This is a genomic window from Mesorhizobium amorphae (assembly GCF_014843845.1).
GTDB lineage: Bacteria > Pseudomonadota > Alphaproteobacteria > Rhizobiales > Rhizobiaceae > Mesorhizobium > Mesorhizobium amorphae_A.
On the sequence record NZ_JHQS01000053.1, the window covers coordinates 171324 to 197161 of the forward strand.

Below are 25838 nucleotides of genomic sequence, written 5' to 3' on the forward strand. Positions count from 1 at the left end.
TTTTGGAGGCTGGCCTTTAATAGGAAATGCGCACGCTCGCCGTCAGCGTTGGCCTGATTGGCAACCGCCGCCTCAACCGGAAGGCATACAGAAAAGCCCCGGCGTTGCCGCCGAGGCTCTGTTGCCAAGTTTGCAGACGCAGCGCCTAGGCAGCGCCACAAGATATCAAGCCGCAGCCGAAACCTCGCCGCTGGCTGGAACCGAGGCGATCGTCTTCAGGATCTGCGAAGCGATCTGGTAGGGGTCGCCCTGCGAGTTGGGGCGACGGTCTTCCAGATAGCCCTTGTAGCCGTTGTTGATGAACGAGTGCGGCACGCGGATCGAAGCGCCGCGGTCGGCGATGCCGTAGCTGAACTTGTTCCACGGCGCAGTCTCGTGCTTGCCGGTCAGACGCTTGTCGTTGTCCGGGCCGTAGACGGCGATGTGATCCATCAGGTTCTTGTCGAAAGCCGCCATCAGCGCTTCGAAATAGGCCTTGCCGCCGACTTCGCGCATGTAGGCGGTCGAGAAGTTGGCATGCATGCCCGAGCCGTTCCAGTCGGTGTCGCCGAGCGGCTTGCAGTGATACTCGATGTCGATGCCGTATTTTTCGGTCAGGCGCTGCATCAAATAGCGCGCCATCCACATCTGGTCGGCGGCCTTCTTGGAGCCCTTGCCGAAGATCTGGAATTCCCACTGGCCCTTGGCCACTTCGGCGTTGATGCCTTCATGGTTGATGCCGGCGGCGAGACACTGGTCGAGATGCTCCTCGACGATCTGGCGCGCGACCGAGCCGACATTCGAATAGCCGACGCCGGTGTAATAAGGGCCCTGCGGCGCCGGATAGCCGCTCTCCGGAAAGCCGAGAGGACGACCGTCCTTGTAGAAGAAATATTCCTGCTCGAAGCCGAACCAGGCGCCCTCGTCGTCGAGGATGGTGGCGCGCTTGTTGGAGCTGTGCGGCGTCACGCCATCGGGCATCATGACTTCGCACATCACCAGCACGCCATTGGTGCGGGCCGGATCCGGGAACACGGCGACCGGCTTCAGCACGCAGTCGGAGCTGTGGCCTTCGGCCTGCTGGGTCGAGGAACCATCGAAGCCCCACAGCGGCAGCTGCTCGAGCGTCGGGAACTCGGCATAGTCCTTGATCTGGGTCTTGCCGCGAAGATTGGGGACCGGGGTGTATCCATCGAGCCAGATATACTCGAGCTTGTATTTGGTCATTCTAGAGCCTCTCGTTGCTTGACCGCCGCACACGGTGTCGATGCATGGCCGGATCGAGCCGGCCTGCCGGACCGTTAAAATGCAAATCGTGTGCCATTCGCGCTCCCGCGGGTGCGGCAAAATGGTCGGGGCATTGCGTTGAATTTACAGAGCCGCCTCAGCAATGCGTCCAGATCGATCAAAAGCATATCGTGCATACATATTAGGCAAATACTGATCTTTTCGTAGGCATATTGCTTAAATGACTCGCAGAACCTATCTTGAGGAAAAGGTGAATCGGCAAGTTCCTAAAGGAAGAAGGGGGCCGGCAATGGAAATCGTCTCTGCACGCCCATCGGCAAAAATCCTGATGTTCCCAATGGCAGCGCGCATGCCTGCCTCAAATTTAGGCGCAAAGGCCAAGTTCGCGGCAGAGCTTGCCTCGCTGCGCAACACGCATGCCGATTTTGACGGCTGGTACCATGAGGCTGCGATCGAGGAAGAGAACCAGCAGCGCAAGAGCTGATCTTTCCTGCAAACGCTTTCGCATGAAAAAGCCCGGCGTGATCGCTCACGCCGGGCTTTCTTACAGGCGACTGATCGGCCCTACTGCTTGTCGTGCAGGTTGGTGCCGAGCGTATCCCTGACGAAGATCATGCCGATGATCAGCGACATCGCCGCGATCACCACCGGATACCAGAGGCCGTAGTAGATATCGCCCTTGTAGGCACTGAGCGCGAACACCGTTGCCGGCAGCAACCCGCCGAACCAGCCATTGCCGATGTGATAGGGCAGCGACATGCCGGTGTAGCGGATGCGGGTCGGGAACATCTCGACCAGGATCGCCGCGATCGGCCCATAGACCATGGTGACGAAGACGACGAGGATGAACAGGATGCCGATCGTCATCGGCCAGTTCACCGCCGCCGGATCGGCGAACATGGCGAAGGCGCCGCCGCCCGGTATGGTGTAGACGGTGACCTCGGGAGCGCCCGCTGCCTCGTCGGCGGTCAGGAGCTTGTCCTTGATCGCCTGCTCGGTCGCAACCGTCGCCTTCTCGCCGGCGCGGATTGCGGCGGCATCGAGCTTCAGCTCAGGGTTGGCAGCGACAAAGGCATCAAGCTTCTGGTCCGTTACCTTGGCGGCAGCACGCTTCAGCGGATAGCCGCCGTCCTGCAGCGACATGTTGACGGCCTTGATGAAGGCGGTTTCCTTGGCCTTGGCCTGATCGCCGGCGGCGATCGCGTCGTAGGACTCCACCGTCTCGTTGCCGATCTTGACCGACGCGGCGGTTCCGGGTGCTGCCGTCGCCACAACGTCATAAGGAACCGAGTTCTTGGTCAGGAACGACGTGGCGATATCGCAGGATGTCGTGAACTTCGCCGTGCCGACCGGATTGAACTGGAACCTGCAGTCGCCCGGTGCGGCGGTCACGGTTGCACGCGTGTTCTGCTGCGCGGTGGCGAGCGCCGGGTTGGCCGCCCAGGTCAGCGCCTTGAACAGCGGGAAGGTGCAGACGATGGCCAAAGCGAGACCCGCCATGATGATCGGCTTGCGGCCGATCTTGTCGGACAGCCATCCGAACACGACGAAGAAGATCGAACCCACCGCCAGCGCGATGGCGATCATGATATTGACCGACTGCGCATCGACCTTAAGCACGTTGGTCAGGAAGAACAGCGCGTAGAACTGGCCGTTGTACCAGACCACGGCCTGGCCGGCGGTGAGGCCGAGCAGCGCCAGCAGCGCGATCTTGGCATTCTTCCATTGACCGAAGGCTTCCGTCAGCGGCGCCTTCGAGCCCTTGCCCTCGTCCTTCATGCGCCGGAAGGTCGGCGATTCAGACAATGAAAGCCGGATCCAGATCGAGATGCCGAGCAGCACGAAGGAGACGATGAATGGAATACGCCAGCCCCAGGCAGCATAGTTTTCCTTGCTCAACGAAGCCTGCACGATCAGGATCACGACCAACGACAGGAACAGGCCGAGCGTGGCTGTCGTCTGGATCCACGATGTATAGTAGCCGCGCCGGTTGTCTGGCGCGTGCTCGGCGACATAGGTAGCCGCACCGCCATACTCGCCGCCCAGCGCCAGGCCCTGCAGCATACGCAGGATGATCAGGATCACGGGAGCCGCGATGCCCAAAGTCGCATATCCAGGCAGCAAGCCGACCAGGAAGGTCGACAGACCCATGATCGTCATGGTGACAAGGAAAGTATATTTGCGGCCGACAAGGTCACCGATGCGGCCGAAGAGCAGCGCGCCGAAAGGGCGCACCAGGAAACCGGCGGCGAAAGCAAGCAGCGCGAAGATATTGCGCGTCGCTTCCGGAATGGTTGGACTGAAGAAAGTCGAACCAATGAACACTGCCAGCGAGCCGTAGAGATAGAAATCGTACCATTCGAAAACGGTGCCGAGCGAGGAAGCGAAGATGACCTTCTTTTCCTCTCGCGTCATGCCGCGGCTGGTTTCGCCGACGGTCGATGCCATTGCCATTGATATGTCCTCCCGTGAGATCCGGTCTGTCTTCGATGCTGCGGGTGATTGGTCGGCGTTCTCCTCGAAAACGCGGACTCAGTGCAGCCATCGGCGCAAAAAATGACAGAAAGCAGCGGCCGGAGGCAGACCGACCTTGGAATTATGACTTTCGTATTAGGTGCAGTGCGAAAGAATCGGGAAGACAACTATTTCAGCGCATCGAGAAGACCGACCGCCGCCATCATGTCACGCTTGCGGGCCGACCGGCGCGCGACAGCTTCGGCATCCTGCCCCCAATGCTCGACCTGCCAGTCTTCATCGACATGACCGGCAGCCCAGGCAGCCTCGCCGTCGAGCTCGCCGAAATCGACCGCCAGCGCCAGCAGCGCCGAGCCCGTCAGCGACGTCATGACATGGATGGCCGCCAGCCGCAGCGGTTCTTTGCGCTGGGCAAGGTGGACGCCCAGCACCGCAATGGTTTCGCGCGGCTGCTCGACATGGATGATGCCTTCGGCAAGGTTGAAGCGAGCGCCAAGCGCGGTGCGCGCCCAGTCGATGACCGGATCCCAGAGCTCGTTCTGGCGATCGACCAGCCCTTGCGGCGCGTCGGCACGGTAGCAGAGCAGATCGGACGAGGCAAAGCGCAGAATATCCTCCAGCACCGCCTGCGGGTCGCTGGCGACGCCGTCGATGGCCGTGTTGACGAGACGCATCACCGGCATCGAAACCGGGGCGATGGTCTCGCCCTGCGCGTCGAACTCGCCGGCGACCAGCGCCGCCGCCTGCTCGGTCGGCAGCACCAGCAGCGCCTTGCCGGGCGTGCGCACCGGTTTGCCGTCGAGATGAACGGCAAATGCCTCATCGGCCGGCACGACCGAAACGTCCTTGTAGAAGCGCTTCGGCAGCGGCGTCTTCATCTGGATCTGGGCGCGGCGCACCGGATCCGGATCGGACAGCTGCTTTCCCGCTTCGAGGTCGTTGAGGATATCGCGCATGCCAGAACTTTCTATCCGGGGATTTGCTTGCGCACCGGCCTGTTGACGAGGATCAGTCCGGCCGCGATCAGGCCGAGTGCCAGAAAGATACGCACGGTCAGCGGCTCGCTCAAGATCACCGCGCCGCACAGCACGCCGAACACCGGCGACAGGAAGGTGAAGCTCGACAGGCCGGATGCCGGGTAGCGCCTGAGCAGCCAGAACCACAGCACATAGGTGAAGGCGACGACGTAGACAGCCTGGAACAGCAGCGCCAATGTCGGCAAGGCGGCAAAGTCGCGGATCGAGGGTCCGGCGAAAGGCAGGACCAGGACACCGACCACGACGGCACCGGCCAATTGATAGAGCAGCAACTTCTCGGCGCTGGTCTCGGCCAGTTTCGAGCGCTTGATAACGATGCTGGTCATAGCCCAGAGGATGCCGGCGGCGAGGCTGAGCAGATCACCTGTCAATGTCGAGCCACCGGCGGCACTCATCTTGTCGGAGAACACAGCGGCCAGTCCGCCAAACGCCAGCACAAGGCCGACAAGCTTGCGCCCCGTGACGCGCTCGTCGAGCAGGAAGTGCCCGCCGACCAGCACCCAGAACGGCATGGTGTTGACCAGAAGCGTGTTGCGGGCAACGGTGGTGTGTTCGAGCCCGACATAGAGGCACAGGAACTCGACGCCAAACAGAGCGCCCACCAAGGCCCCTGAGACAAGGGTTTTGTCTGGCGTAAACAGCGCAATACCGCGCCAGCGGCACCAGCCAAATACGCAGAGGCCGCCGATGATCGAGCGTGCGATCGACAGGAAAACCGGATCGTAGCCGGCATAGGAGATCTTGGCGGCGACGTAGTTGAGCCCCCAGGAAAACGTCAGCCCGACCATGATGGCCGCCGCCGCCAGGTCGACCGCGTCGCGACGATCCAATGCGGGCACAACGGCCAATCTCAGTCCTCCGCGCTGGCGTCGTCGAAGCCGATCAGGTTCCAGCTCTGGCGCATATGCGGCGGCATCGGCGCGGTCACATCGATGACGCCCTTGTCCGGGTGCGGGATGACGATGCGGCGCGCATGCAGATGGAGGCGGTTTTGAATGCCGCCCGGAAAGTCCCAATTGGTATCGGCCTCGAAATATTTGGGGTCGCCGATGATCGGACAGCCGATATGGGCGGCATGAACGCGAAGCTGGTGGGTACGGCCCGTATAAGGCTCCATTTCCAGCCAGGTCATGGTCTGTGCCGCCTGCTCGATGACGCGATAATAGGACACGGCGTGATCGGCGCCCTTTTCACCATGCGCGGCCACGCGCACCCGGTCGCCGTCCGGCGTCGGCTCCTTGATCAGCCATGTCGAGATCTTGTCCTCGCCCTTCGGCGGGACGCCCTTGACCAGGGCCCAGTATGTCTTCTTGGTCTCGCGCGCCCGGAACGCCTCGGAGAGCTTCATCGCCGCGAGCCTGGTGCGGGCAACAACCAGCACGCCTGACGTGTCGCGGTCGAGCCGGTGCACCAGGCGCGGCTTCTCGCCCTTCTGGTTGCGCCAGGCTTCCAGCATGTCGTCGACATTGCGGGTGACACCCGAGCCGCCCTGAACGGCCAGACCCGCCGGCTTGTTGAAGACGAAGACCTTTGGATCCTCGTGGATCAGCATCTTGGCGAGCACGTCGGCGTCGCCCTGGTTGCGGATCGAGTGGCCGGTGAGCGGGCTCTCGCCCTTCTTGTCGACTTCGAGCGGCGGCACGCGGACCATCTGGCCCGGCTCGACACGGGTGTCGGCCTTCACCCGGCCGCCATCGACGCGGATCTGGCCGGAGCGCAGCAGCTTCTGCAGATGGCCGAAACCGAGACCCGGGAAATGGGTCTTGAACCAGCGATCGAGCCGCATGCCCGCCTCGCCGGCCTCCACCGTGATCTGCTCTACGCCTGCCATTTTCGCCTATCCGTGTTTCTCGCGCATGACCCCGAAAATCGATTCCGGTTTTTTCGGAAAGGATCATGCGCAAGATCAAGGTTTTTACAGTCCTTTGCGCGTCCAACAGGATGCGCGGGCGCTGTAGGCCGCGGCAATAGCACTATGAAACGGTTCTTGCGAGCCAAAGACCCAGAAACAGGGCAAAGATCGCGCCAATGACGCTGACAAACGCGTATCCGAACGCCGGCAGCGCCTCGCCCCGCCCCCACAGCGTCGCGAAATCGAGCGAAAAAGCCGAAAACGTGGTGAAGCCGCCCAGAATGCCGGTGGCAATGAAAAGCCGAAGCTCGTTTGATCCGCCGCGCCGCGCCATGATGGCAATGAACACGCCCATGCCAAACGAGCCGACGACGTTGATCGCCATCGTGCCCCAGGGAAAATTCGGGCCGGCAAAGCGCAATGCAGCGAAATTCACCAAATGGCGGATACCGGACCCAATGGCGCCGCCCACGGCAACGAGGAGGAGATCAATCATCGCCGGTCTACCGTCCTTGATCGCTATTTCAGTTCGCGCCGACCTTCTTCGGCTTGCTGGAGCCGATCATCTTCCAGTTCTTGTAGAACATGGAATTGATCCGCTCGACACTGACCGAGACGATGGCAAGCAGCGCCGAAATCAGGCGCGGAAACGGCGACGGACGGATAATGTCCATGAACACGCAGTAGCGGCGCCCGTCATATTCGTTGACCGAACGGTGCAGCAACGTGTCGTCGAAAATGTACAGCGGATTGTCGTGCCAATAGTTCTTGGCGTTGTTGCACTCGACGAAAACCTCGGCCTTCACCGGGAGAAGATTGTAGAGGATGCGCAGGCTGAGGCGCAGCGGCCCGAAATGCCAGGAGGTCGATTCCTTCCCCTTGAAAACCGATACGGCGATCGTCTTGATGTATTTGAAATCCTTGTTGAATTCGGCAACGTTATCGATCTTGTGCTTGCCGTACCACTGGTAGACATACATGCCCCGGCGGCCGGTGCCGAAATTGGCGTCGATATCGGCGATGATCTCATCCTTGCGCGCCTTGAAGACGTCGAGAACCTCGTTGACCTCGCGCTGATAGTCCGGCGGAAACTGCTCCAGCTTCCAGACGCCCGGGTTCCTGTAGCAAAGCAGGTCGACCAGCAGATTGAAGGGCGACAGCAGCCAGGTGAAGATTCCGTTGCCGAGGAAATAGCCGCGAAACAGCGACAGGTTCTTGTTGGCGTTGCGCAGCACGTCGATCAGGCCGCAGACGATCCAGATCGTGGTCAGGATCGGAATGAAGTAGAAACCGATTGCAAGCAGCGGCACCGCTATGACCAGCTGGCGGAGGGATTTGCGAAGGGATTTTGTCATTTCTTGCTCGCGCCAGGCGCGATTCCTGTTCCGAGTGATTATCGCCAAGCATCTTGACAGCGACCACCCCCGAGGTCGTGCGCCTTGATAAGGTCTTTTGTTCCCCGGCACAATGCCATCGCATTTCGTCCGCTTGGCCGACGGCCATTGCCAACAAAAATATTTGGAGTTTGCCGCTCCACTTCAGATCAATGGACGGCCGCGCGCGCCAAGCCTACCTTTCCCGCTCGCTGCGCAGCTTCGCCCAATACTCCAGCCGCTTGCGGATATCGCGCTCGAAGCCGCGCTCGGGCGGGTCGTAGAAGGTTCGCCGGCCCATCTTTTCCGGAAAGTAATCCTGGCCTGAAAAGGCGTCGGGCTCGTCATGGTCGTAGCGATAGCCGGCGCCGTAATCCTCTTCCTTCATCAATTTGGTCGGCGCGTTGAGGATGTGTTTCGGCGGCAGCAGCGATCCGTATTCCTTCGCCGCCTGCGTCGCCGCCTTGAACGCGGTGTAGACGGCATTCGATTTCGGTGCAGTGGCCAGATAGACCGTGGCCTCGGCGAAAGCGAGTTCGCCCTCGGGCGAGCCCAGGTAGTCGTAGGCATCCTTGGCGGCGTTGGCGACGACCAGCGCCTGCGGGTCGGCCAGCCCGATATCCTCCATCGCCATGCGCACCAGCCGGCGCCCGAGATAGAGCGGATCCTCGCCGGCATCGAACATGCGGGCGAGGTAGTAGAGCGCCGCATCCGGGTCGGACCCCCGCACCGATTTGTGCAGCGCCGAGATCAGATTGTAGTGGCCGTCCTGGCCCTTGTCGTAGATCGGCGCGCGGCGCTGGACGATGCGCTGCAGGCCCTCCGGAGTGAACACCTCGCCGGCCTTGGCTGCCCGCCAGACTTCCTCCGCCAGCGTCAGCGAAGCACGACCGTCGCCGTCGCTCATGCGGATCAGCATCGCCCTCGCCTCGTCGTCGAGCGGCAGCGCCCTTCCCTCGGTCGCCTCCGCCCGCGCCAGGAGTTTCGCGATGCTCTCCTCGCCCAGCGAATGGAACACCAGCACGCGTGCACGGGAAAGCAGCGCCGCATTCAACTCGAAGGACGGGTTCTCGGTGGTGGCGCCGACCAGCACCACCGTGCCGTCTTCCATCACCGGAAGGAAAGAATCCTGCTGGGCGCGGTTGAAGCGGTGGATCTCGTCGACGAACAGCAGCGTTTGGCGGCCATTGGCGCGGCGCAGCTTCGCCGCCTCGAACACCTTCTTCAGGTCGGCGACACCGGAGAACACCGCCGATATCTGCTCGAAGGCGAGACTGGTTTCGCCGGCGAGCAATCGCGCGACCGTGGTCTTGCCGGTGCCTGGCGGACCCCAGAAAATCATCGAGCCGAGCGAGCCGGAGCCGATCAGCCTGGTCAGTGCGCCGTCCGGTCCGGTCAGATGCTCCTGGCCGACGACCTCGCCCAGGTTTCTCGGCCGCAGCCGGTCGGCCAGCGGCCGGCCGGGCGGCGCCCTTTCTGGTTCATCGACGCTGAACAGATCGGCCATGCTGGTCTTTTGGTTGGAGCCATATCTCTTCGGAAAGACCGGCTCAGTAACGCAACACCTGGCGCAGTATCTGCCCGCCGCGCTCGACGGTAAAGCGCCACCAGCGCGTATCCTGCTGGGCTATCTGTGCCAGCGTCGCTGCCGTATCGATGGAAGTGCCATTCACTTCACGCACGATGTCGCCCGGCTGGAAGCCGAAATCGGCGGCGGGCGAATCGCGATTGATATCGACCACGGCGATGCCTTTGACGTCCGAGCGCAGGCCAAGCCGCTGGGCAAGCCGGGGCGACAGCTCAGCGACCTTGGCGCCGGAAAAAGGACTGCGGCCGTGCAGTATCACCTCGGAGGCCTTGGCGCCCTCCGGCGCCCGCTCCAGCGCGATGTCCATCGTCGCCTGCTGGCCCTTGCTCAGCACGGCGAAGCTGGCCTTGGTGCCGATCGACAGCGTCGCCATCCGGTAGTCCAGCGCCTCGATGCTTTCGACAGTCGTGCCGTTGAGCGACAGCACGACATCGCCGGGTTTGAGGCCCGCCTTGCCGGCAGGTCCGGCTGTATCGACCGACGAGACCAGCGCACCGGTCGGCTTCTCCATGGCGAGCGATTCAGCGATCTGCGGCGTCACCGCCTCGAACTCGGCGCCGATATAGGGCCGCTCGAAGAAGTCGAGCCCGGCCTTGGCTGCGTCGGCGAAGGCGCGCACCATGTTCGAAGGGATGGCAAAGCCGATGCCGATCGAACCACCGCTGCGGCTGTAGATCGCCGTGTTGATGCCGACCAGTTGGCCGCCCATGTTGATCAGCGCGCCGCCGGAATTGCCGGGGTTGATGGCGGCATCGGTCTGGATGAAGTAGCCCGAATCCGACACGCCGATATGGCTGCGGGCAAGTGCCGAAACGATGCCGCTGGTGGTGGTCTGGCCGACGCCGAACGGATTGCCGATGGCCAGCAACAGGTCGCCCACCTCGAGCGCGTCGGAATCGCCGATGGCAATTACCGGAAACGGCTTGTCGGAAGAAATCTTGAGCACGGCGAGATCGAGCGTCTCGTCCTTGAGCATGACCTTGCTGGTGAATTCGCGTCCGTCCGCGGTCGCCACCTTGACCTCGTCGGCGCCCTTGATGACGTGGAAATTGGTGACGATGACACCACTTGGATCGACCAGCACACCGGAGCCCAGCGAGGACTGCGCGCGAGGCTGCGCCCGCCCGAAGAACTCCTCGAAGAACGGGTCGCCGTCGAAAGGCGACGTCACCTTGGCCGTCTGCGAGGCATAGACATTGACCACGGCCGGCGCCGTCTGCTTGACCAGCGGCGCGAAGGAAAGCTGCACTTCCTCGCGGCCGAACGGCACACGCTTGTCTGGGCCGGAGGTCGCGTTCTCGCCCTCGACGCCATGCAGCAGATCGGTCAGCACGTCGGACAGGCCGGGGTCGGCGGTCTTGGGGGCGTCTTCGGCCAGCGCCTGCCTGGCAGCCGGCACGAAGGCCAGCGCCATGAGGGCGCAGATAAGAACAAGGGACAGCCGTTTCACGCGCATTCCGAATCCTCCAAATCGGGCGCCATTGTCCCGACGAATGTGCAAAATGAAAGGCTAATGCACTGAAATCTGATTATTGTCGCGCAAAAGCCTGGGCTTGGGCCGCGCAGCCGAACAACCGCTGGCTTCTGAATGCAAAAAGGGGCCCGCGGGCCCCTTTGAACGTTCTCAGGATACCGAGCCTTATGCGGCTGCGGCTTCCTCGTCGGTGCCTTCGGCTTCGATGCGGGCGCGGTCGCCGGCGCCCTTGGCCGAGGTGTCGCGATCGACGAACTCGATGACCGCCATTGCGGCATTGTCGCCGTGGCGGAAGCCCGCCTTCATGATGCGCAGATAGCCGCCGTTGCGGGTGGCGTAGCGCGGCGCGATGGTGTCGAACAGACGCTTGACGACGCCTTCATTGCCGATCTGGGCAATCACCTGGCGGCGCGCATGCAGGTCACCGCGCTTGCCGAGCGTCACCAGCTTCTCGACGATCGGACGCAAATCCTTCGCCTTCGGCAGGGTGGTGACGATCTGCTCGTGCTCGAGCAGCGACACGGCGAGGTTGGCAAACATCGACTTGCGATGGCTGACGCTGCGGGCGAACCGGCGGCCTTTAAATCCGTGGCGCATGGCTCTTCTCCTTCATTCCGGGTTCACGAGGCCTCAGCCTCAGTATTGATCTTCGTAACGCTTGGCGAGGTCTTCGATGTTTTCCGGCGGCCAGTCCGGCACTTCCATGCCGAGGTGCAGGCCCATCGCCGCCAAGACTTCCTTGATCTCGTTCAGCGACTTGCGGCCGAAGTTCGGGGTGCGCAGCATCTCGGCTTCGGTCTTCTGGATCAGGTCGCCGATATAGACGATGTTGTCGTTCTTCAGGCAGTTGGCCGAACGCACCGAAAGCTCGAGCTCGTCGACCTTCTTGAGCAGCGCCGGGTTGAAGGCGAGCTCGGTGACGGCCTCGGCCGCGACTTCCTTCTGCGGCTCGTCGAAATTGACGAACAGGCCAAGCTGGTCCTGCAGGATGCGTGCAGCGAAAGCCACCGCGTCCTCGCCCGAGATCGAACCGTCGGTCTCGATCGTCATGGTCAGCTTGTCATAGTCGAGGACCTGGCCCTCGCGGGTGTTCTCGACCTTGTAGGACACCTTCTTGACCGGCGAATAGAGGCTGTCGACCGGGATCAGGCCGATCGGCGCGTCCTCGGCACGATTGCGCTCTGCCGGCACATAGCCCTTGCCGGTGTCGACGGTGAATTCCATGCGGATTTCAGCGCCTTCGTCCAGCGTGCAGATGACGTGGTCGGGATTAAGGATCTCGACGTCGCCAACCGTCTGGATATCGCCGGCCAGAACCGCGCCCGGGCCCTGCTTGCGCACGACCATGCGCTTGGGGCCATCGCCTTCCATGCGGATAGCGATTTCCTTGATGTTCAAGACGATATCGGTCACGTCTTCACGCACGCCGGCGATGGACGAGAATTCATGCAGAACGCCGTCGATCTGCACGGCGGTCACAGCCGCACCGCGCAGCGAAGACAAAAGCACGCGGCGCAGGGCGTTGCCGAGCGTCAGGCCAAAGCCGCGCTCCAGCGGTTCGGCGACCAGCGTGGTCAGCGTCTTCTTCTTCGACGAGAACTCGATCTTGTTCGGCTTGATCAGTTCCTGCCAATTTTTCTGGATCATGATGCTTTCCTTCCGTTGCCCCGCCACCATCCAATCGTGGCGGGCGACCTGGAATGCCGCGGAGGAACGCTTTTGGCGTTCGCGCGGCGTTCGGTAATCTTAGACGCGGCGCTTCTTGCGCGGGCGGCAGCCATTGTGCGGGATCGGCGTCACATCGCGGATCGAGGTGATGGTGAAGCCGGCCGCCTGCAGGGCGCGCAACGCCGATTCACGACCGGAGCCGGGTCCGCAGACCTCGACCTCGAGCATGCGCATGCCGTGTTCCTGGGCCTTCTTGGCGACGTCCTCGGCAGCCATCTGGGCAGCGAACGGGGTCGACTTGCGCGAACCCTTGAAGCCCTGGGCACCCGCCGACGACCAGGCGATCGAATTGCCCTGCGCGTCGGTGATGGTGATCATCGTGTTGTTGAAGGTCGAATTGACGTGGGCAACGCCCGACGAGATGTTCTTGCGTTCGCGACGGCGAACACGAGCGGCTTCCTTGGCCATGATGGTCCTTTCAGTTGATCTCTACACCGCCGTAATGCCAGCGGCTCCACCTAGAAAGTGAGCAATGAATTGGTGAGTAGTGACGAGATGCAGGCGTTGACGCTGCTCTCACTACTCACCGCCGACTGCTCACTCCAAATTACTTCTTCTTGCCGGCGATCGACTTGGCCGGGCCCTTGCGGGTGCGCGCATTGGTATGCGTGCGCTGGCCGCGAACCGGCAGCGAGCGGCGGTGACGCAGGCCGCGGTAGCAGCCGAGGTCCATGAGCCGCTTGATGTTCATCGAGACTTCGCGGCGCAGGTCGCCCTCGACCTGGTAGTCGCGGTCGATCGTCTCGCGGATCTGCAGCACTTCCGCGTCGGTCAGCTGGTTGACGCGGCGCTCGGCCGGGATGCCGACCTTGTCGACGATCTCCTGGGCGAACTTCTTGCCAATGCCGTGAATGTACTGAAGCGCGATGACGACGCGCTTGTTGGTCGGAATGTTGACGCCGGCTATACGAGCCATCTTCTTCTCTTCTCCATATGGGCCGGACGAACCGGCGCTTCAGTTGCCCCGCGTCCGGTGGAGGCCGGCCCATGCGGGAGTTTCCAGTTCAAAGCGGCTGCCTTGCCCTTGCGGACAAGCAAAGCTCATGCCTGATAGGAAGACGGGCCGCCATAACCCAGCGGACCGCTCCAGTCAAGCGCAATCGTCTACTTTCTCTATGCCGCCGCCTGCGTGACCGATCTGAGCACCGCTTCGATCTCTCTCGTCACCGTATCGATGTCGGCCATGCCGTCGACGCTCTTCAGCCTGCCCTTGGCATAATAGTAGCCGATCAGCGGCGAGGTCTTCTTGTAGTATTCCTTCAGGCGCTCCTCGAACACCGTCGGATTGTCGTCCTTGCGCACCGGCTGTCCGGCCGCCTTGGCCTCTTCGGCGCGTCTGACGATTCGGCCGACCAATGCCTTGTCGTCGACGACAAGTTCGATGACCGCGTCGAGATGGAGGCCGCGGTCCGCAAGCATCGATTCAACCGCATCCGCCTGCACCAGGGTGCGCGGGTAACCGTCGAGGATGAAGCCCTTCGCGCAATCGGCCTGATCGATACGCTCGGCCACGATGGCATTGACGATGGCGTCGGAGACCAGCTCTCCGGCGTCCATCACCGCCTTGGCGCGCTTGCCGACTTCCGTGCCGGCCTGAACGGCGGCGCGCAGCATGTCCCCCGTCGATAGCTGGGGTATGCCATGTTTTTCCACCAGTCTCTGTGCTTGCGTCCCCTTGCCCGCTCCTGGCGGCCCAAGCAATATCAACCTCATCTGGCCTTCTTCCCCCCGCGCAGCTTCGACTTCTTGATCAGGCCTTCATATTGATGCGCGATCAGGTGGCCCTGAATCTGCGCCACCGTATCGAGCGTGACACTGACCACGATCAGAAGCGATGTGCCACCAAGGTAGAATGGTACGCCAGTCGCTGAAATCAGGAATTCGGGCAGCAGACACACCAGCACCAGGTAGATGGCACCGACGACGGTGATGCGCGTGAGAACATAGTCGATGTAATCGGCGGTGCGCTCGCCCGGACGGTAGCCCGGAATGAAGCCCGAATGCTTCTTGAGCTGGTCGGCGGTGTCCTTCGGGTTGAAGACGATCGCCGTGTAGAAGAAGGCGAAGAACGCGATCATCGCCGCATAGAACGCCATATAGAGCGGCTGGCCATGGCCGAGCGCCGCCAGGATGGTGCTTGCCCAGGCAGGCATGTTGGTGGTCTGCGAGAAGCCAGCGATCGTTGCCGGCAGCAGCAGCAGCGAGGAGGCGAAGATCGGCGGGATGACGCCCGACGTGTTGAGCTTCAACGGCAAATGCGAAGTGTCGCCCTGGAACATCCGGTTGCCGACCTGGCGCTTCGGATACTGGATCAGCAGGCGGCGCTGGGCCCGCTCGAAAAACACGATGAGCGCAATGACGACGATCGCCAGCACGATGATCGCCAGGATGAGGCCGGTCGACAGCGCGCCGGTGCGGCCAAGTTCCAGCGTGCCGGAAATGGCGTGCGGCAGGCCGGCGACGATGCCGGAGAAGATGATCAGCGAAATGCCGTTGCCGATGCCGCGCGCGGTGATTTGTTCGCCGAGCCACATCAGGAACATGGTGCCGCCGACCAGCGTGACGACGGTCGAGATGCGGAAGAACATGCCGGGATCGTTGACGATGCCGTTGCCGCCTTCCAGGCCGACCGAAATGCCATAGGCCTGCACCAGCGCCAGCAGCACTGTGCCGTAGCGCGTGTACTGGTTGATGATCTTGCGGCCCTGCTCGCCTTCCTTCTTCAGCGCCTCCAGCGACGGGATGACCGAGGTCATCAGCTGCATGATGATGGAGGCGGAGATGTAGGGCATGATGCCCAGCGCAAAGATCGCCATGCGCTGCACGGCGCCGCCGGCGAACATGTTGAACATGCCAAGCACGCCCTTGCTCTGCGAGGTGAAGGCCTGGGCGAAAGCGTCGGGATTGATGCCGGGAAGCGGGATGTAGGTGCCGAGGCGGTAGACAAGCAGCGCGCCGATGGTGAACCAGATGCGTTTCTTCAGGTCCTCCGCCTTGGCGAAGGCCGAAAAATTCAGATTCGAGGCTAGTTGTTCTGCAGCCGAAGCCATGCCTGATTCTCCGCTTGGTCACGCTCGATGGCCTGCCGCTCAGGCGGTGCGTGTCACCGAAGCTCACGAGATAAGCTCCGGACCTTGAACATGCAAGCGGCCGCGTTGACGCGGCCGCCTTATTGATCGGATCAAAGCGCGTTTCGGGGCAAAACCGAAGTCCGGCTCTTGCCGATCGCGCTTCAAATCGCCGTTACTCGGCGGCTGCCTTTTCCGGCATCTTCACCGAACCGCCGGCCTTCTCGATCTTCTCGATCGCGGCCTTGGAGGCGCCGGCGACGTCGAAGGCGAGCTTCGCCTTCAGATCGCCGTCGGACAGCACGCGCACGCCGTCCTTGACGCGGCGGATGACACCGGCGGCGACGAGGGCCTGGGCCGTCACGGTCGCCTTCGCATCGAGCTTCTTGGCGTCGATCGCGGCCTGGATGCGGGCCAGCGAGACGACGGTGAAGCTCTTGGCGAAGATGTTGTTGAAGCCACGCTTCGGCAGGCGCCGATAGAGTGGCATCTGGCCACCCTCGAAGCCGTTGACGGCAACGCCGGAGCGCGCCTTCTGGCCCTTGACGCCGCGACCGGCGGTCTTGCCCGAGCCGGAACCGATGCCGCGGCCGAGACGCTTCTTGGAATGCGTCGCGCCGTCCTTGTCACGCAGATCGTTGAGTTTCATCTTGCTTCTCCTGCGCTCTTGCTCAGCCCTCGTCCACGACGCGGACGAGATGCTGGACGGCAGCGATCATGCCGCGCACGGAGGGCGTATCTTCCAGCGTGCGCTGCTTGTGCATCTTGTTGAGGCCGAGGCCGACCAGCGTCGCGCGCTGCTCCTTCGGCCGGCGGATCGGCGAACCGATCTGCTCGACGGTGATGGTCTTGGTTGCTTTCTTGGCCATGGTCAAAATCCCTGGTCAGCGTCGACTATTCTTCGGTCGCGACGGCGGTGCCGCGGCGAGCCTGAAGGGTCGAATACTTGATGCCGCGCGCGGCAGCCACATCCTTCGGATGCATCTGGCTCTTCAGCGCGTCGAAGGTGGCGCGAACCATGTTGTACGGGTTCGACGAACCCATCGACTTGGCGACCACGTCATGCATGCCGAGCGTCTCGAAGACGGCGCGCATCGGGCCGCCGGCGATGATGCCGGTACCCTGCTTGGCAGCGCGCAGCAGCACGCGTCCGGCGCCCCAGCGTCCCTCGACGTCGTGGTGCAGCGTACGGCCCGAGCGCAGCGGCACGAAGATCATGTCGCGCTTGGCCGATTCGGTCGCCTTGCGGATCGCCTCCGGCACTTCGCGCGCCTTGCCGTGGCCGAAGCCGACGCGGCCCTTCTGGTCGCCGACGACGACGAGTGCTGCAAAACCGAAGCGACGGCCGCCCTTGACGACCTTGGCGACGCGATTGATGTGGACGAGCTTGTCCACCATGCCATCGTCGCGCTCTTCGCGATCACGGCCGCGGCCGCCATCCCTACGTTCCTGTGCCATATCCTGTTCCTTGTTTTTTTCCGGAAGCACGGTTGATGATGATATCCGGTGCCTCTTTGGGTCACCGGGGGCGAAATTAGAAGCTGAGCCCACCTTCGCGGGCAGCCTCGGCCAGCGCCTTGACGCGGCCGTGATAGATGTACGGGCCACGGTCGAAGACGACTTCCTTGACGCCGGCCTTCGAAGCACGCTCGGCGATCAGCTTGCCGATCGCGGCGGCAGCCGCGGTGTCGGCGCCGGTCTTGAGCGAACCCTTGAGATCCTTCTCCAAGGTCGAGGCGGCGGCGATGGTGTGGCCCTTCGCGTCGTCGATCACCTGGACGTAGATGTTCTTCGACGTGCGGTGGACCGAGAGCCGCGGACGCTCGCCGGCGACCTTCTTGATCTGGCGGCGGACGCGCTGCGCACGGCGCTGCGTGGATTCCTTGGTACCCATGGTGGTTCTTCCTTGCCTTCAAAAAACGGGGGCCGCCATGTGCGGTAGGCGAAAGCGCCTCCCGCGACCGCTCCCCGCGGCGTTACACTTACTTCTTCTTGCCTTCCTTGCGGACGATTTTCTCCCCGGCGTAGCGCACGCCCTTGCCCTTGTAGGGCTCGGGACCGCGATACTCGCGGATCTCCGCGGCAACCTGGCCGACCATCTGCTTGTCGATGCCGGTCACGGTGATTTCCGTCGGCTTCGGCACGGTGATCGTGATGCCCTGCGGCGTCTCGTAGACGACGTCATGGCTGAAGCCAAGTGCCAGCTGCAGGTTCTTGCCCTGCATGGCGGCGCGGTAGCCGACGCCGGTGATCTCGAGCTTCTTCTCGAAGCCGTCCTTGACGCCCTGCAGGATGTTGACGATCTGCGTGCGCGACATGCCCCACTTGGCGCGGGCGGTCTTGGTCTGGTCGCGCGGCTGGACGGCGATCTCGGTGCCTTCCATCTTGACCAGCACTTCGTCGTTCACCACGAACTTCAGCTCGCCCTTGGGGCCCTTCGCCGTCACGGTCTGGCCGTTGACGGACGCGGTCACGCCCTGCGGCAGCGAAACGGGTTTCTTTCCAATACGAGACATTTTGTTGTCCTCGTCACTTCTCTTGGTTCAGGTATCAGTTTCCGAGCGCTCCCGAAGACCGGATACCGCTTTCGATATCTCGTGCCAGATCAGAAGATCTGGCAGAGGATTTCGCCACCGACATTCTGCTCGCGCGCTTCGTGGTCGGCCATCACGCCCTTCGGTGTCGAAAGGATGGCGATGCCGAGGCCGTTGGCGACGTGCGGGATCGACTTGGCCGAAACGTAGACGCGGCGGCCAGGCTTCGAGACGCGGGCGATTTCGCGCACGACCGGCGCGCCGTCGAAATACTTCAGCTCGATCTCGATTTCGGACTTGCCGTTGTCGAAGTCGGTCTGGCTGTAGTCGCGGATATAGCCTTCCGCCTTCAGCACGTCGAGGACGCGGGTACGCAGGCGCGAGGCCGGCGTCGAAACGCTCGACTTCTTGCGGCCATAGGCGTTGCGGATGCGGGTCAGCATATCGCCGAGAGGATCGCTCAATGACATGTTATGTCCTCCTTACCAGCTCGACTTGACCAGGCCCGGGATCTGGCCGTTATTGCCGAGATCACGAAGCGCGATGCGCGATACTTTGAGCTTGCGATAATAGGCGCGCGGACGGCCGGTGACTTCGCAGCGGTTGCGGATGCGGATCTTGGCCGAGTTGCGCGGCAGCGCCGCAAGCTTCAGCTGGGCGCGGAAGCGCTCCTCCATCGGCTTGGACTGATCCATGATGATGTCCTTCAGGACCTTGCGCTTGGCGGCATACTGGTCCGCAAGCTTCCGGCGCCTGTTGTTCTTCTCGACTGAGCTGGTCTTTGCCATTTCAGATTTTTCCTTTTTCGCTGCCGTTACTGGCGGAAGGGGAAGTTGAAAGCCTTGAGCAGTGCCCTGGCTTCGTCGTCCGTCTTCGCCGTCGTACAAACGATGACGTCCATGCCCCAGACCTGATCAACCTTGTCGTAGTTGATCTCCGGGAACACGATGTGTTCCTTGATGCCCATGGCGTAGTTGCCACGGCCATCGAAGCTCTTCGGATTGAGTCCGCGGAAGTCGCGGACGCGCGGCAGCGCGATGTTCACGAGACGGTCGAGGAACTCGTACATGCGTTCCTTGCGCAGCGTGACCTTGGCGCCGATCGGCATCTTCTCGCGGACCTTGAAGCCGGCGATCGAATTGCGAGCGCGGGTAACGACAGCCTTCTGACCGGCGATCATCGCCAGGTCTTCGGCCGCGATCGAAGGCTTCTTCGAATCGCCGGTCGCTTCGCCAACACCCATGTTCAGCACGATCTTGTCGATGCGCGGAACCTGCATCTCGTTTTCGTAGCCGAACTGCTCCTGCAGCGCCTTGCGGATGGTCTCGTTGTAGACCTGCTTGAGGCGCGGCGTGTTGGCGGCAGCCGCCTGCTTGGATTGAGCCTTAGCCATTGATGACTTCTCCCGAGCGCTTGGCGACGCGCACCTTCTTGCCGTCCTTCTGGAAGATGAAACCGACGCGAGTCGGCTTGCCATCCTTGGGGTCGGCCAGCGCGATGTTCGACAGCTGGATCGGCGCTTCCTTGGTGATGATCCCGCCCTCTTGGGACTGGGACTGCTTCTGGTGACGACGGATCATGTTGACGCCGCGCACCAGCGCGGTGTCGTCCTTCGGCTGCACCGAGAGGACTTCGCCCGAACGGCCCTTGTCCTTGCCGGCCAGCACGACGACCTTGTCGCCTTTTCTAATCTTTTGCATTGGTCCGGCTCCTTACAGCACTTCAGGCGCGAGCGAGATGATCTTCATGTGGTTCTTGGCGCGGAGTTCGCGCGGAACCGGTCCGAAGATACGCGTGCCGATCGGCTCTTTCTTGTTGTCGACGAGAACGGCCGCGTTCTTGTCGAAACGGATCACGCTGCCGTCCGGGCGGCGGATGTCCTTGGCCGTGCGAACCACGACCGCCTTCATCACATCGCCCTTCTTCACGCGGCCGCGCGGAATGGCTTCCTTGATCGACACCACGATGATGTCGCCCACGGAAGCGTATTTCCGCTTCGAGCCGCCCAGCACCTTGATGCACATGACACGACGAGCGCCGGAATTATCCGCGACGTCGAGGTTTGTTTGCATCTGAATCATGACTGGCCGCCTTCTTCTCTTCTTAACGGGACGGGTTCTTCACCCCTCCCCGGTCTGTCCAAAATTCGTTTGTTACGCCTGGTCCGAGGCTACGACGATCCAGCGCTTGTCCTTGGAAATCGGCTTCGATTCCTGGATGAACACCTGATCGCCGACCTTGTGGGCGTTGTTCTCGTCGTGCGCCTTGTACTTCTTGGTCATGCGCACGGTCTTCTTCATCACGGGATGCGTGAAGCGCCGTTCGACCTTGACGACAACCGTCTTCTCGTTCTTGTCGCTGACGACGGTGCCCTGCAGAATGCGCTTTGGCATGGTTTTCGTCCTTAAGCCTTCTTGGCCGCGGACTTTTCCGCAGCGATGGTCTTGATGCGCGCAATGTCCTTGCGGACCTGCCTCACGCGCGCGGTCTTCTCGAGCTGGCCGGTGGCCTTCTGGAAGCGCAGGTTGAACTGCTCCTTCTTCAGGCTGGCCAAATCGTCGGTCAGCTGGTCCTGGGTCTTCGTCCGGATGTCTTCGGCTTTCATGATCAGCCCGTCCTTATTCTGCGATGCGCTGTACGAAGCGCGTCCTGACCGAGAGCTTGGCCGCGCCGAGACGCAGCGCCTCACGGGCGGTTTCTTCGTTGACGCCGTCGATCTCGAACATGATGCGGCCCGGCTTGACGCGCGCCGCCCAGTAGTCGACCGCGCCCTTGCCCTTGCCCATGCGGACTTCGGTCGGCTTCGAAGTGACCGGCACGTCCGGGAAAACACGGATCCAGACGCGGCCGGCGCGCTTCATCTCGCGGGTGATCGCGCGGCGGGCCGCCTCGATCTCGCGCGCGGTGACGCGGTTCGGCTCAAGCGCCTTCAGCCCGAAACCGCCGAAATCCAGGTTGGTGCCGCCCTTGGCGGTACCATGGATGCGGCCCTTGAACTGCTTGCGGAACTTTGTGCGCTTTGGCTGCAGCATCGTTCTAACTCCAAATTCCTAAATGTCTCAGGCGTTTTCGCGACGGCGACCGCGTTCGCGCTCGCCACCACCACCGCCATGCGAATGATCGCCCTCGGTGGCGCGGCGCTCCGAAGCCATCGGGTCGTGCTCGAGGATCTCGCCCTTGAACACCCAGACCTTGACGCCGCAGATGCCGTAGGCGGTCTGCGCCTCGGCCGTGCCGTAGTCGACGTCGGCGCGCAGCGTATGCAGCGGCACGCGGCCTTCGCGGTACCATTCCATGCGCGCGATTTCGGCGCCGCCCAGGCGTCCCGAGCAGTTGATGCGGATGCCTTCGGCACCGAGGCGCATCGCCGACTGCACGGCGCGCTTCATGGCGCGGCGGAACGCGATGCGGCGCTCGAGCTGCTGGGCGATCGACTGGGCGACCAGCGTCGCGTCGATCTCGGGCTTGCGCACCTCGACGATGTTGAGGTGCGTCTCGGACTTCGTCATCTCCATCAACTTCTTGCGAAGCTTCTCGATGTCGGCGCCCTTCTTGCCGATGATCAGGCCCGGACGCGCCGCATGGATGGTGACGCGGCACTTCTTGTGCGGACGCTCGATCACGACCTTCGAGATCGCGGCCTGCTTGAGTTCCTTCTCAAGATACTTGCGGATCTTGATGTCCTCATGCAGCAGCTGGCCGTATTCGCCGGTGTTCGCGAACCAGCGCGAATCCCAGGTACGGTTGATGCCGAGACGCAGCCCGATCGGATTGACTTTCTGGCCCATTATGCGGCCTCCCCTTTTTCCTCGACTTCACGAACGACGATCGTGAGGTGCGAGAACGGCTTCTCGATACGGCTGGCGCGACCACGGCCACGGGCATGGAACCGCTTCATGACGATCGACTTGCCGACATAGGCTTCCGCCACGATCAGCGCATCGACGTCCAGGTCGTGGTTGTTTTCCGCGTTGGCGATTGCCGATTCCAGCGTCTTCTTGACCGTGCCGGAAATCCGCTTGGCCGAGAATTCGAGGTCGGAAAGCGCTGTCGCGACCTTCTTGCCGCGGATCAGCGCGGCAACCAGGTTCAGCTTCTGCGGGCTGATACGGATCGTGCGCAGAACGGCGCGCGCTTCGTTGTCAGCAAGCCTGCGCGGAGCTTTGGCCTTGCCCATGATTATTTCCTCTTCGCCTTCTTATCCGCGCCGTGACCGTAATAGGTCCGGGTCGGAGCGAATTCACCGAACTTGTGACCGACCATGTCCTCGTTCACGGAGACGGGAACATGCTTCTGGCCGTTGTAGACACCGAAGGTGAAGCCGACGAACTGCGGCAGGATGGTGGAGCGGCGGCTCCACATCTTGATCACCTCATTGCGACCACCTTCACGAACCTTGTCCACCTTCTTGAGAAGGTAGCCGTCGATGAAGGGGCCTTTCCAAATAGAACGAGTCACTTGGCGTTACCTCTTCTTAGCTCTTGCGCTGATGGCGCGAGCGCAGGATGAACTTGTCGGTCGCCTTGTTGGACCGCGTCTTCTTGCCCTTGGTCGGCTTGCCCCAGGGCGAAACCGGATGGCGGCCACCCGAGGTGCGGCCTTCGCCGCCGCCATGCGGATGGTCGACCGGGTTCATGGTCACGCCGCGATTGTGCGGGCGCTTGCCGCGCCACACGGTGCGGCCTGCCTTGCCGTCATTAATGTTGCCGTGGTCGGGGTTCGACACCGCGCCGACGGTCGCCATGCAGGAGCCGTGCACGACACGCTGCTCACCCGAGTTGAGGCGCAGGATCGCCATGCCCTGGTCGCGGCCGACGAGCTGGGCGTAGCCGCCCGCCGAACGGGCAACCTGGGCGCCCTTGCCCGGCTTCAGCTCGATGTTGTGGACGATCGTGCCAACCGGCATCGAGGCCAGCGGCATCGCATTACCCGGCTTTACGTCGACTGCTTCGCCGGCCACGATCTTGTCGCCGGCGGCGAGGCGCTGCGGGGCGATGATGTAGGACAGCTCGCCATCGTCGTACTTGATCAGCGCGATGAAGGCGCTGCGGTTCGGATCGTATTCAATGCGCTCCACCGTGCCGACGACGTCGAACTTGCGGCGCTTGAAGTCGATGATGCGGTACGTACGCTTGTGACCACCGCCGATGAAGCGGGCCGTGATGCGGCCGTGATTGTTGCGGCCGCCCGACTTGGTCAGGCCTTCGGTCAGGCCCTTGACGGGCTTGCCCTTGTAGAGGCCCGAGCGGTCGACGATGACCAGCTGGCGGGTGCTCGGCGTTACCGGGTTGAATTTTTTAAGTGCCATTGTCCTGTCCTCGCGGCCTAGCTCAGAGACCCGTCGCGACGTCGATCGACTGGCCGTCGGCCAGCGTCACAACCGCCTTCTTGACGTCGCTCTGGCGGCCGATCGTGCCGCGGAAGCGCTTGATCTTGCCCTTGCGGACAAGCGTGTTCACGGCCATCACCTTGACGCCAAACAGCGCTTCGACAGCGGCCTTGATTTCCGGCTTCGACGCCTTCTTGGCGACGTTGAAGACGACCTGGTTCTGCTCGGAAGCCATGGTGGACTTTTCGGTGATCGCCGGCGAGACGATCACGTCGTAGTGACGAAGGTCGGTCATTTGAAGCGCTCCTCGAGAGCCTCGACGGCGGCCTTCGAAAGGACCAGCGTGCCGCGGCGCAGAATGTCGTAGACGTTGATGCCCTGGATGGGCAGCACGTCGATGTTCGGGATGTTGGTCGCCGCCAGCTTGAAGTTCTGGTCAAGCTCGGCGCCGCCGATCACCAAGGCGTTGGTCAGGCCGAGCGTCGCGAAATTCGCGATCAGCGCCTTTGTCTTGGCCTCGGTCAGCTTCAGCTCGTCGATGACGATGATCGAAGCGCTCTTGGCCTTGGCCGAGAGAGCATGCTTGAGGCCGAGCGCGCGAACCTTCTTCGGCAGGTCGTGCTCGTGGCTGCGAACGACCGGGCCGTGGGCCTTGCCGCCGCCGCGGAACTGCGGAGCGCGTGCCGAATGGTGACGGGCGCGGCCCGTACCCTTCTGCTTGTACATCTTGGCGCCGGTGCGCGCGATCTCGGCGCGGCCCTTGGCCTTGTGCGTGCCCTGCTGCTTCTTGGCCAGCTGCCAGCGCACGACGCGCTGCAGGATGTCCTCGCGCGGATCAAGGCCGAAAATCTCCTCGGAGAGTTTCACCTTGCCGGCGTCCTTGCCGCCCAGCGTTGTGATCTTGAGGTCCATTATTCCGCTCCCTCTGTGGCCGGGGCATCGTTCTTGGCGCCACTTTCGGCAGCAACGGCACGGATCGCGGCAGGCTTCGGCGCATTGGCCGGCAACGCAACCTTGGCCGCGTCGCGGACCAGGATCCATGCACCCTTCGAACCGGGAACCGCACCGCGGATCAGGATCAGGCCGCGGTCGGCGTCGGTCGAAACGATCTCGACATTCTGCGTGGTGACGCGGGTGTCACCCATGTGGCCAGCCATATGCTTGCCCTTGAACACCTTGCCCGGGTCCTGGCGCTGGCCGGTCGAGCCGTGCGTACGGTGCGAGACCGAGTTACCGTGCGTCGCGCGGCCGCCACCCATGTGGTGACGCTTGATGACGCCCTGGAAACCCTTGCCGATCGTCGTGCCCGTCACATCGACCTTCTGGCCGGCGACGAAGTGCTCGACCGTGATCTCGGCGCCGACATCGATCATGTTGTCGGCGGAGACGCGGAACTCGGCGACCTTCGCCTTCGGCTCGACGGAAGCGGTCGCGAAATGGCCGCGCATCGCCTTCGACGTGTTCTTCACCTTGGCAAGGCCAACGCCGAGCTGGACGGCGGTATAGCCGTTCTTCTCCTGCGTGCGCTGCGCCACGACCTGGCAGTTCTCCATCTGGAGAACGGTGACGGGAACATGCTCCCCGGCATCATTATAGATGCGGGTCATTCCCACCTTCTTTGCAATCACACCTGAACGCATCGGTTCAATTCCTTTAGAGTTCCGGGCCAGGGGCACCGCCCCTTACCGCGCTCTCATTCCCTTAGAGCTTGATCTCGACGTCCACACCGGCGGCCAGATCGAGCTTCATCAAAGCATCGACCGTCTGCGGGGTCGGATCGACGATGTCGAGCAGACGCTTGTGCGTGCGCATCTCGAACTGCTCGCGGCTCTTCTTGTCGACGTGAGGCGACCGGTTGACCGTAAACTTTTCGATCCGCGTCGGCAGCGGAATGGGACCGCGGACGTTGGCGCCGGTGCGCTTGGCCGTCGACACGATTTCCCGTGTCGAGGCGTCGAGCACCCGGTGATCAAACGCCTTCAGGCGGATGCGGATATTCTGTCCGTTCATGCGTCACTTCCTTGTTCTGGCGCGGCGCGGGCAACTCCTGCGCCCGCGACAGATCGGTTTAAGTCCAAATTACTCTTTGATGGTGACGACGATGCCGGCACCGACGGTGCGGCCGCCTTCACGGATGGCGAAGCGCAGCTTCT

General features: G+C 62.5%; 38 protein-coding genes. 1 reads left to right on the forward strand and 37 read right to left on the reverse strand.

Annotated elements, in window-relative coordinates; all coding sequences use genetic code 11:
• Positions 1-165 precede the first annotated feature (165 nt).
• A complete protein-coding gene (locus DH08_RS21410; RefSeq protein ID WP_006205432.1) occupies positions 166-1206 on the reverse strand; it encodes a glutamine synthetase beta-grasp domain-containing protein in 1041 nt (346 codons plus the stop codon).
• Positions 1207-1447: 241 nt separating this feature from the next.
• On the opposite strand from DH08_RS21410, the gene DH08_RS21415 reads away from it, so the two are divergent.
• Positions 1448-1711, forward strand: coding sequence for a DUF2735 domain-containing protein (locus tag DH08_RS21415; protein WP_246800949.1), 264 nt, complete (start codon positions 1448-1450; stop codon positions 1709-1711).
• A gap of 80 nt (positions 1712-1791) precedes the next feature.
• Here the strand turns inward: DH08_RS21415 and DH08_RS21420 are convergent, their stop codons facing one another.
• The 36 genes from DH08_RS21420 to DH08_RS21595 all read right to left on the reverse strand — a co-directional run.
• Positions 1792-3681, reverse strand: a complete 1890-nt coding sequence (locus DH08_RS21420) for an MFS transporter (protein ID WP_192181200.1) — start codon at positions 3679-3681, stop codon at positions 1792-1794.
• Positions 3682-3869: 188 nt separating this feature from the next.
• Positions 3870-4658, reverse strand: a complete 789-nt coding sequence (locus DH08_RS21425; RefSeq protein ID WP_192181201.1) for an ATP12 family chaperone protein — start codon at positions 4656-4658, stop codon at positions 3870-3872.
• Between the two features lie 11 nt (positions 4659-4669).
• Positions 4670-5527 (reverse strand): DMT family transporter, encoded by an 858-nt coding sequence (locus tag DH08_RS21430; RefSeq protein WP_246800952.1) that lies wholly within the window; start codon positions 5525-5527, stop codon positions 4670-4672.
• Between the two features lie 62 nt (positions 5528-5589).
• Positions 5590-6570: an RluA family pseudouridine synthase gene (locus tag DH08_RS21435; protein WP_192181203.1), complete on the reverse strand. Its 981-nt coding sequence runs from the start codon at positions 6568-6570 to the stop codon at positions 5590-5592.
• Between the two features lie 142 nt (positions 6571-6712).
• On the reverse strand, positions 6713-7087 hold the full coding sequence (gene crcB, locus DH08_RS21440; protein WP_192181204.1) for a fluoride efflux transporter CrcB: 375 nt from the start codon (positions 7085-7087) through the stop codon (positions 6713-6715).
• Between the two features lie 28 nt (positions 7088-7115).
• Positions 7116-7946, reverse strand: a complete 831-nt coding sequence (locus tag DH08_RS21445) for an aspartyl/asparaginyl beta-hydroxylase domain-containing protein (RefSeq protein ID WP_192181205.1) — start codon at positions 7944-7946, stop codon at positions 7116-7118.
• 214 nt (positions 7947-8160) lie between these two features.
• Positions 8161-9471 carry a replication-associated recombination protein A gene (locus tag DH08_RS21450; protein WP_192181206.1) on the reverse strand — a complete coding sequence of 437 codons (1311 nt, stop codon included), beginning with the start codon at positions 9469-9471 and terminating at the stop codon, positions 8161-8163.
• Between the two features lie 43 nt (positions 9472-9514).
• Positions 9515-11008 carry a DegQ family serine endoprotease gene (locus tag DH08_RS21455; protein ID WP_192181207.1) on the reverse strand — a complete coding sequence of 498 codons (1494 nt, stop codon included), beginning with the start codon at positions 11006-11008 and terminating at the stop codon, positions 9515-9517.
• Between the two features lie 183 nt (positions 11009-11191).
• Entirely contained in the window at positions 11192-11623 is a 432-nt protein-coding gene (gene rplQ / locus DH08_RS21460) for a 50S ribosomal protein L17 (RefSeq protein ID WP_192181208.1), read from the reverse strand.
• 39 nt (positions 11624-11662) lie between these two features.
• A complete protein-coding gene (locus DH08_RS21465; RefSeq protein ID WP_006205443.1) occupies positions 11663-12673 on the reverse strand; it encodes a DNA-directed RNA polymerase subunit alpha in 1011 nt (336 codons plus the stop codon).
• A gap of 99 nt (positions 12674-12772) precedes the next feature.
• Positions 12773-13162, reverse strand: a complete 390-nt coding sequence (rpsK, locus tag DH08_RS21470) for a 30S ribosomal protein S11 (RefSeq protein WP_006205444.1) — start codon at positions 13160-13162, stop codon at positions 12773-12775.
• A gap of 139 nt (positions 13163-13301) precedes the next feature.
• The gene (gene rpsM / locus DH08_RS21475; RefSeq protein WP_006205445.1) at positions 13302-13670 is read right to left on the reverse strand and encodes a 30S ribosomal protein S13; all 369 of its coding nucleotides are present in this window, start codon (positions 13668-13670) and stop codon (positions 13302-13304) included.
• A 197-nt stretch (positions 13671-13867) separates the two neighbouring features.
• Entirely contained in the window at positions 13868-14467 is a 600-nt protein-coding gene (locus DH08_RS21480) for an adenylate kinase (RefSeq protein WP_192181209.1), read from the reverse strand.
• On the reverse strand, positions 14464-15804 hold the full coding sequence (secY, locus tag DH08_RS21485; protein WP_006205447.1) for a preprotein translocase subunit SecY: 1341 nt from the start codon (positions 15802-15804) through the stop codon (positions 14464-14466). Before secY ends, DH08_RS21480 begins: the two co-directional genes overlap by 4 nt.
• Before the next feature lie 193 nt (positions 15805-15997).
• Positions 15998-16471, reverse strand: coding sequence for a 50S ribosomal protein L15 (gene rplO / locus DH08_RS21490; RefSeq protein ID WP_192181210.1), 474 nt, complete (start codon positions 16469-16471; stop codon positions 15998-16000).
• Positions 16472-16493: 22 nt separating this feature from the next.
• A complete protein-coding gene (gene rpmD / locus DH08_RS21495; RefSeq protein WP_006205449.1) occupies positions 16494-16691 on the reverse strand; it encodes a 50S ribosomal protein L30 in 198 nt (65 codons plus the stop codon).
• A 25-nt stretch (positions 16692-16716) separates the two neighbouring features.
• Positions 16717-17280 carry a 30S ribosomal protein S5 gene (gene rpsE, locus DH08_RS21500; RefSeq protein ID WP_006205450.1) on the reverse strand — a complete coding sequence of 188 codons (564 nt, stop codon included), beginning with the start codon at positions 17278-17280 and terminating at the stop codon, positions 16717-16719.
• A gap of 76 nt (positions 17281-17356) precedes the next feature.
• Positions 17357-17716, reverse strand: coding sequence for a 50S ribosomal protein L18 (gene rplR / locus DH08_RS21505; RefSeq protein ID WP_006205451.1), 360 nt, complete (start codon positions 17714-17716; stop codon positions 17357-17359).
• Positions 17717-17804: 88 nt separating this feature from the next.
• Positions 17805-18338, reverse strand: coding sequence for a 50S ribosomal protein L6 (gene rplF, locus DH08_RS21510; protein ID WP_006205452.1), 534 nt, complete (start codon positions 18336-18338; stop codon positions 17805-17807).
• An 89-nt stretch (positions 18339-18427) separates the two neighbouring features.
• Positions 18428-18826, reverse strand: a complete 399-nt coding sequence (gene rpsH / locus DH08_RS21515; protein ID WP_006205453.1) for a 30S ribosomal protein S8 — start codon at positions 18824-18826, stop codon at positions 18428-18430.
• Positions 18827-18838: 12 nt separating this feature from the next.
• On the reverse strand, positions 18839-19144 hold the full coding sequence (rpsN, locus tag DH08_RS21520; protein WP_006205454.1) for a 30S ribosomal protein S14: 306 nt from the start codon (positions 19142-19144) through the stop codon (positions 18839-18841).
• A gap of 26 nt (positions 19145-19170) precedes the next feature.
• Positions 19171-19749 (reverse strand): 50S ribosomal protein L5, encoded by a 579-nt coding sequence (rplE, locus tag DH08_RS21525; protein ID WP_006205455.1) that lies wholly within the window; start codon positions 19747-19749, stop codon positions 19171-19173.
• Positions 19742-20056, reverse strand: a complete 315-nt coding sequence (gene rplX / locus DH08_RS21530) for a 50S ribosomal protein L24 (protein WP_006205456.1) — start codon at positions 20054-20056, stop codon at positions 19742-19744. The genes rplE and rplX overlap by 8 nt, the downstream gene beginning before the upstream one ends.
• A 12-nt stretch (positions 20057-20068) precedes the next feature.
• Positions 20069-20437: a 50S ribosomal protein L14 gene (gene rplN, locus DH08_RS21535; protein ID WP_006205457.1), complete on the reverse strand. Its 369-nt coding sequence runs from the start codon at positions 20435-20437 to the stop codon at positions 20069-20071.
• 72 nt (positions 20438-20509) lie between these two features.
• Positions 20510-20749 carry a 30S ribosomal protein S17 gene (rpsQ, locus tag DH08_RS21540; RefSeq protein ID WP_006205458.1) on the reverse strand — a complete coding sequence of 80 codons (240 nt, stop codon included), beginning with the start codon at positions 20747-20749 and terminating at the stop codon, positions 20510-20512.
• Positions 20750-20760: 11 nt separating this feature from the next.
• Positions 20761-20961 carry a 50S ribosomal protein L29 gene (gene rpmC / locus DH08_RS21545; RefSeq protein ID WP_006205459.1) on the reverse strand — a complete coding sequence of 67 codons (201 nt, stop codon included), beginning with the start codon at positions 20959-20961 and terminating at the stop codon, positions 20761-20763.
• A gap of 13 nt (positions 20962-20974) precedes the next feature.
• Positions 20975-21388: a 50S ribosomal protein L16 gene (rplP, locus tag DH08_RS21550; RefSeq protein WP_023710557.1), complete on the reverse strand. Its 414-nt coding sequence runs from the start codon at positions 21386-21388 to the stop codon at positions 20975-20977.
• Positions 21389-21415: 27 nt separating this feature from the next.
• The gene (rpsC, locus tag DH08_RS21555; protein WP_192181211.1) at positions 21416-22144 is read right to left on the reverse strand and encodes a 30S ribosomal protein S3; all 729 of its coding nucleotides are present in this window, start codon (positions 22142-22144) and stop codon (positions 21416-21418) included.
• Positions 22144-22533, reverse strand: coding sequence for a 50S ribosomal protein L22 (gene rplV, locus DH08_RS21560; RefSeq protein ID WP_006205462.1), 390 nt, complete (start codon positions 22531-22533; stop codon positions 22144-22146). Before rplV ends, rpsC begins: the two co-directional genes overlap by 1 nt.
• Positions 22534-22535: 2 nt before the next feature.
• Complete coding sequence (gene rpsS, locus DH08_RS21565) at positions 22536-22814, reverse strand: 30S ribosomal protein S19 (RefSeq protein ID WP_006205463.1); 279 nt, start codon at positions 22812-22814, stop codon at positions 22536-22538.
• A gap of 16 nt (positions 22815-22830) precedes the next feature.
• Positions 22831-23664: a 50S ribosomal protein L2 gene (gene rplB, locus DH08_RS21570; RefSeq protein WP_006205464.1), complete on the reverse strand. Its 834-nt coding sequence runs from the start codon at positions 23662-23664 to the stop codon at positions 22831-22833.
• 22 nt (positions 23665-23686) lie between these two features.
• Entirely contained in the window at positions 23687-23980 is a 294-nt protein-coding gene (locus tag DH08_RS21575; protein WP_006205465.1) for a 50S ribosomal protein L23, read from the reverse strand.
• Positions 23977-24597: a 50S ribosomal protein L4 gene (rplD, locus tag DH08_RS21580; RefSeq protein WP_006205466.1), complete on the reverse strand. Its 621-nt coding sequence runs from the start codon at positions 24595-24597 to the stop codon at positions 23977-23979. Before rplD ends, DH08_RS21575 begins: the two co-directional genes overlap by 4 nt.
• Positions 24597-25325 (reverse strand): 50S ribosomal protein L3, encoded by a 729-nt coding sequence (rplC, locus tag DH08_RS21585; protein WP_120015230.1) that lies wholly within the window; start codon positions 25323-25325, stop codon positions 24597-24599. The genes rplD and rplC overlap by 1 nt, the downstream gene beginning before the upstream one ends.
• Before the next feature lie 61 nt (positions 25326-25386).
• Positions 25387-25695: a 30S ribosomal protein S10 gene (gene rpsJ, locus DH08_RS21590; RefSeq protein WP_006205468.1), complete on the reverse strand. Its 309-nt coding sequence runs from the start codon at positions 25693-25695 to the stop codon at positions 25387-25389.
• 69 nt (positions 25696-25764) lie between these two features.
• A partial coding sequence (locus DH08_RS21595) for an EF-Tu C-terminal domain-related protein (RefSeq protein WP_486867665.1) occupies positions 25765-25838 on the reverse strand: 74 nt, incomplete at its 5' end.

What these genes read in the sequence shown, in the direction of transcription:
- DH08_RS21410 (WP_006205432.1), bottom strand. Translation starts at nt 1,206, where the DNA reads ATGACCAAATACAAGCTCGAGTATATCTGGCTCGATGGATACACCCCG.
- DH08_RS21415 (WP_246800949.1), top strand. Translation starts at nt 1,448, where the DNA reads ATGACTCGCAGAACCTATCTTGAGGAAAAGGTGAATCGGCAAGTTCCT.
- DH08_RS21420 (WP_192181200.1), bottom strand. Translation starts at nt 3,681, where the DNA reads ATGGCAATGGCATCGACCGTCGGCGAAACCAGCCGCGGCATGACGCGA.
- DH08_RS21425 (WP_192181201.1), bottom strand. Translation starts at nt 4,658, where the DNA reads ATGCGCGATATCCTCAACGACCTCGAAGCGGGAAAGCAGCTGTCCGAT.
- DH08_RS21430 (WP_246800952.1), bottom strand. Translation starts at nt 5,527, where the DNA reads ATGGTCGGGCTGACGTTTTCCTGGGGGCTCAACTACGTCGCCGCCAAG.
- DH08_RS21435 (WP_192181203.1), bottom strand. Translation starts at nt 6,570, where the DNA reads ATGGCAGGCGTAGAGCAGATCACGGTGGAGGCCGGCGAGGCGGGCATG.
- crcB (WP_192181204.1), bottom strand. Translation starts at nt 7,087, where the DNA reads ATGATTGATCTCCTCCTCGTTGCCGTGGGCGGCGCCATTGGGTCCGGT.
- DH08_RS21445 (WP_192181205.1), bottom strand. Translation starts at nt 7,946, where the DNA reads ATGACAAAATCCCTTCGCAAATCCCTCCGCCAGCTGGTCATAGCGGTG.
- DH08_RS21450 (WP_192181206.1), bottom strand. Translation starts at nt 9,471, where the DNA reads ATGGCCGATCTGTTCAGCGTCGATGAACCAGAAAGGGCGCCGCCCGGC.
- DH08_RS21455 (WP_192181207.1), bottom strand. Translation starts at nt 11,008, where the DNA reads ATGCGCGTGAAACGGCTGTCCCTTGTTCTTATCTGCGCCCTCATGGCG.
- rplQ (WP_192181208.1), bottom strand. Translation starts at nt 11,623, where the DNA reads ATGCGCCACGGATTTAAAGGCCGCCGGTTCGCCCGCAGCGTCAGCCAT.
- DH08_RS21465 (WP_006205443.1), bottom strand. Translation starts at nt 12,673, where the DNA reads ATGATCCAGAAAAATTGGCAGGAACTGATCAAGCCGAACAAGATCGAG.
- rpsK (WP_006205444.1), bottom strand. Translation starts at nt 13,162, where the DNA reads ATGGCCAAGGAAGCCGCTCGTGTTCGCCGTCGCGAACGCAAGAACATC.
- rpsM (WP_006205445.1), bottom strand. Translation starts at nt 13,670, where the DNA reads ATGGCTCGTATAGCCGGCGTCAACATTCCGACCAACAAGCGCGTCGTC.
- DH08_RS21480 (WP_192181209.1), bottom strand. Translation starts at nt 14,467, where the DNA reads ATGAGGTTGATATTGCTTGGGCCGCCAGGAGCGGGCAAGGGGACGCAA.
- secY (WP_006205447.1), bottom strand. Translation starts at nt 15,804, where the DNA reads ATGGCTTCGGCTGCAGAACAACTAGCCTCGAATCTGAATTTTTCGGCC.
- rplO (WP_192181210.1), bottom strand. Translation starts at nt 16,471, where the DNA reads ATGAAACTCAACGATCTGCGTGACAAGGACGGCGCGACGCATTCCAAG.
- rpmD (WP_006205449.1), bottom strand. Translation starts at nt 16,691, where the DNA reads ATGGCCAAGAAAGCAACCAAGACCATCACCGTCGAGCAGATCGGTTCG.
- rpsE (WP_006205450.1), bottom strand. Translation starts at nt 17,280, where the DNA reads ATGGCACAGGAACGTAGGGATGGCGGCCGCGGCCGTGATCGCGAAGAG.
- rplR (WP_006205451.1), bottom strand. Translation starts at nt 17,716, where the DNA reads ATGGGTACCAAGGAATCCACGCAGCGCCGTGCGCAGCGCGTCCGCCGC.
- rplF (WP_006205452.1), bottom strand. Translation starts at nt 18,338, where the DNA reads ATGTCTCGTATTGGAAAGAAACCCGTTTCGCTGCCGCAGGGCGTGACC.
- rpsH (WP_006205453.1), bottom strand. Translation starts at nt 18,826, where the DNA reads ATGTCATTGAGCGATCCTCTCGGCGATATGCTGACCCGCATCCGCAAC.
- rpsN (WP_006205454.1), bottom strand. Translation starts at nt 19,144, where the DNA reads ATGGCAAAGACCAGCTCAGTCGAGAAGAACAACAGGCGCCGGAAGCTT.
- rplE (WP_006205455.1), bottom strand. Translation starts at nt 19,749, where the DNA reads ATGGCTAAGGCTCAATCCAAGCAGGCGGCTGCCGCCAACACGCCGCGC.
- rplX (WP_006205456.1), bottom strand. Translation starts at nt 20,056, where the DNA reads ATGCAAAAGATTAGAAAAGGCGACAAGGTCGTCGTGCTGGCCGGCAAG.
- rplN (WP_006205457.1), bottom strand. Translation starts at nt 20,437, where the DNA reads ATGATTCAGATGCAAACAAACCTCGACGTCGCGGATAATTCCGGCGCT.
- rpsQ (WP_006205458.1), bottom strand. Translation starts at nt 20,749, where the DNA reads ATGCCAAAGCGCATTCTGCAGGGCACCGTCGTCAGCGACAAGAACGAG.
- rpmC (WP_006205459.1), bottom strand. Translation starts at nt 20,961, where the DNA reads ATGAAAGCCGAAGACATCCGGACGAAGACCCAGGACCAGCTGACCGAC.
- rplP (WP_023710557.1), bottom strand. Translation starts at nt 21,388, where the DNA reads ATGCTGCAGCCAAAGCGCACAAAGTTCCGCAAGCAGTTCAAGGGCCGC.
- rpsC (WP_192181211.1), bottom strand. Translation starts at nt 22,144, where the DNA reads ATGGGCCAGAAAGTCAATCCGATCGGGCTGCGTCTCGGCATCAACCGT.
- rplV (WP_006205462.1), bottom strand. Translation starts at nt 22,533, where the DNA reads ATGGGCAAGGCCAAAGCTCCGCGCAGGCTTGCTGACAACGAAGCGCGC.
- rplB (WP_006205464.1), bottom strand. Translation starts at nt 23,664, where the DNA reads ATGGCACTTAAAAAATTCAACCCGGTAACGCCGAGCACCCGCCAGCTG.
- DH08_RS21575 (WP_006205465.1), bottom strand. Translation starts at nt 23,980, where the DNA reads ATGACCGACCTTCGTCACTACGACGTGATCGTCTCGCCGGCGATCACC.
- rplD (WP_006205466.1), bottom strand. Translation starts at nt 24,597, where the DNA reads ATGGACCTCAAGATCACAACGCTGGGCGGCAAGGACGCCGGCAAGGTG.
- rplC (WP_120015230.1), bottom strand. Translation starts at nt 25,325, where the DNA reads ATGCGTTCAGGTGTGATTGCAAAGAAGGTGGGAATGACCCGCATCTAT.
- rpsJ (WP_006205468.1), bottom strand. Translation starts at nt 25,695, where the DNA reads ATGAACGGACAGAATATCCGCATCCGCCTGAAGGCGTTTGATCACCGG.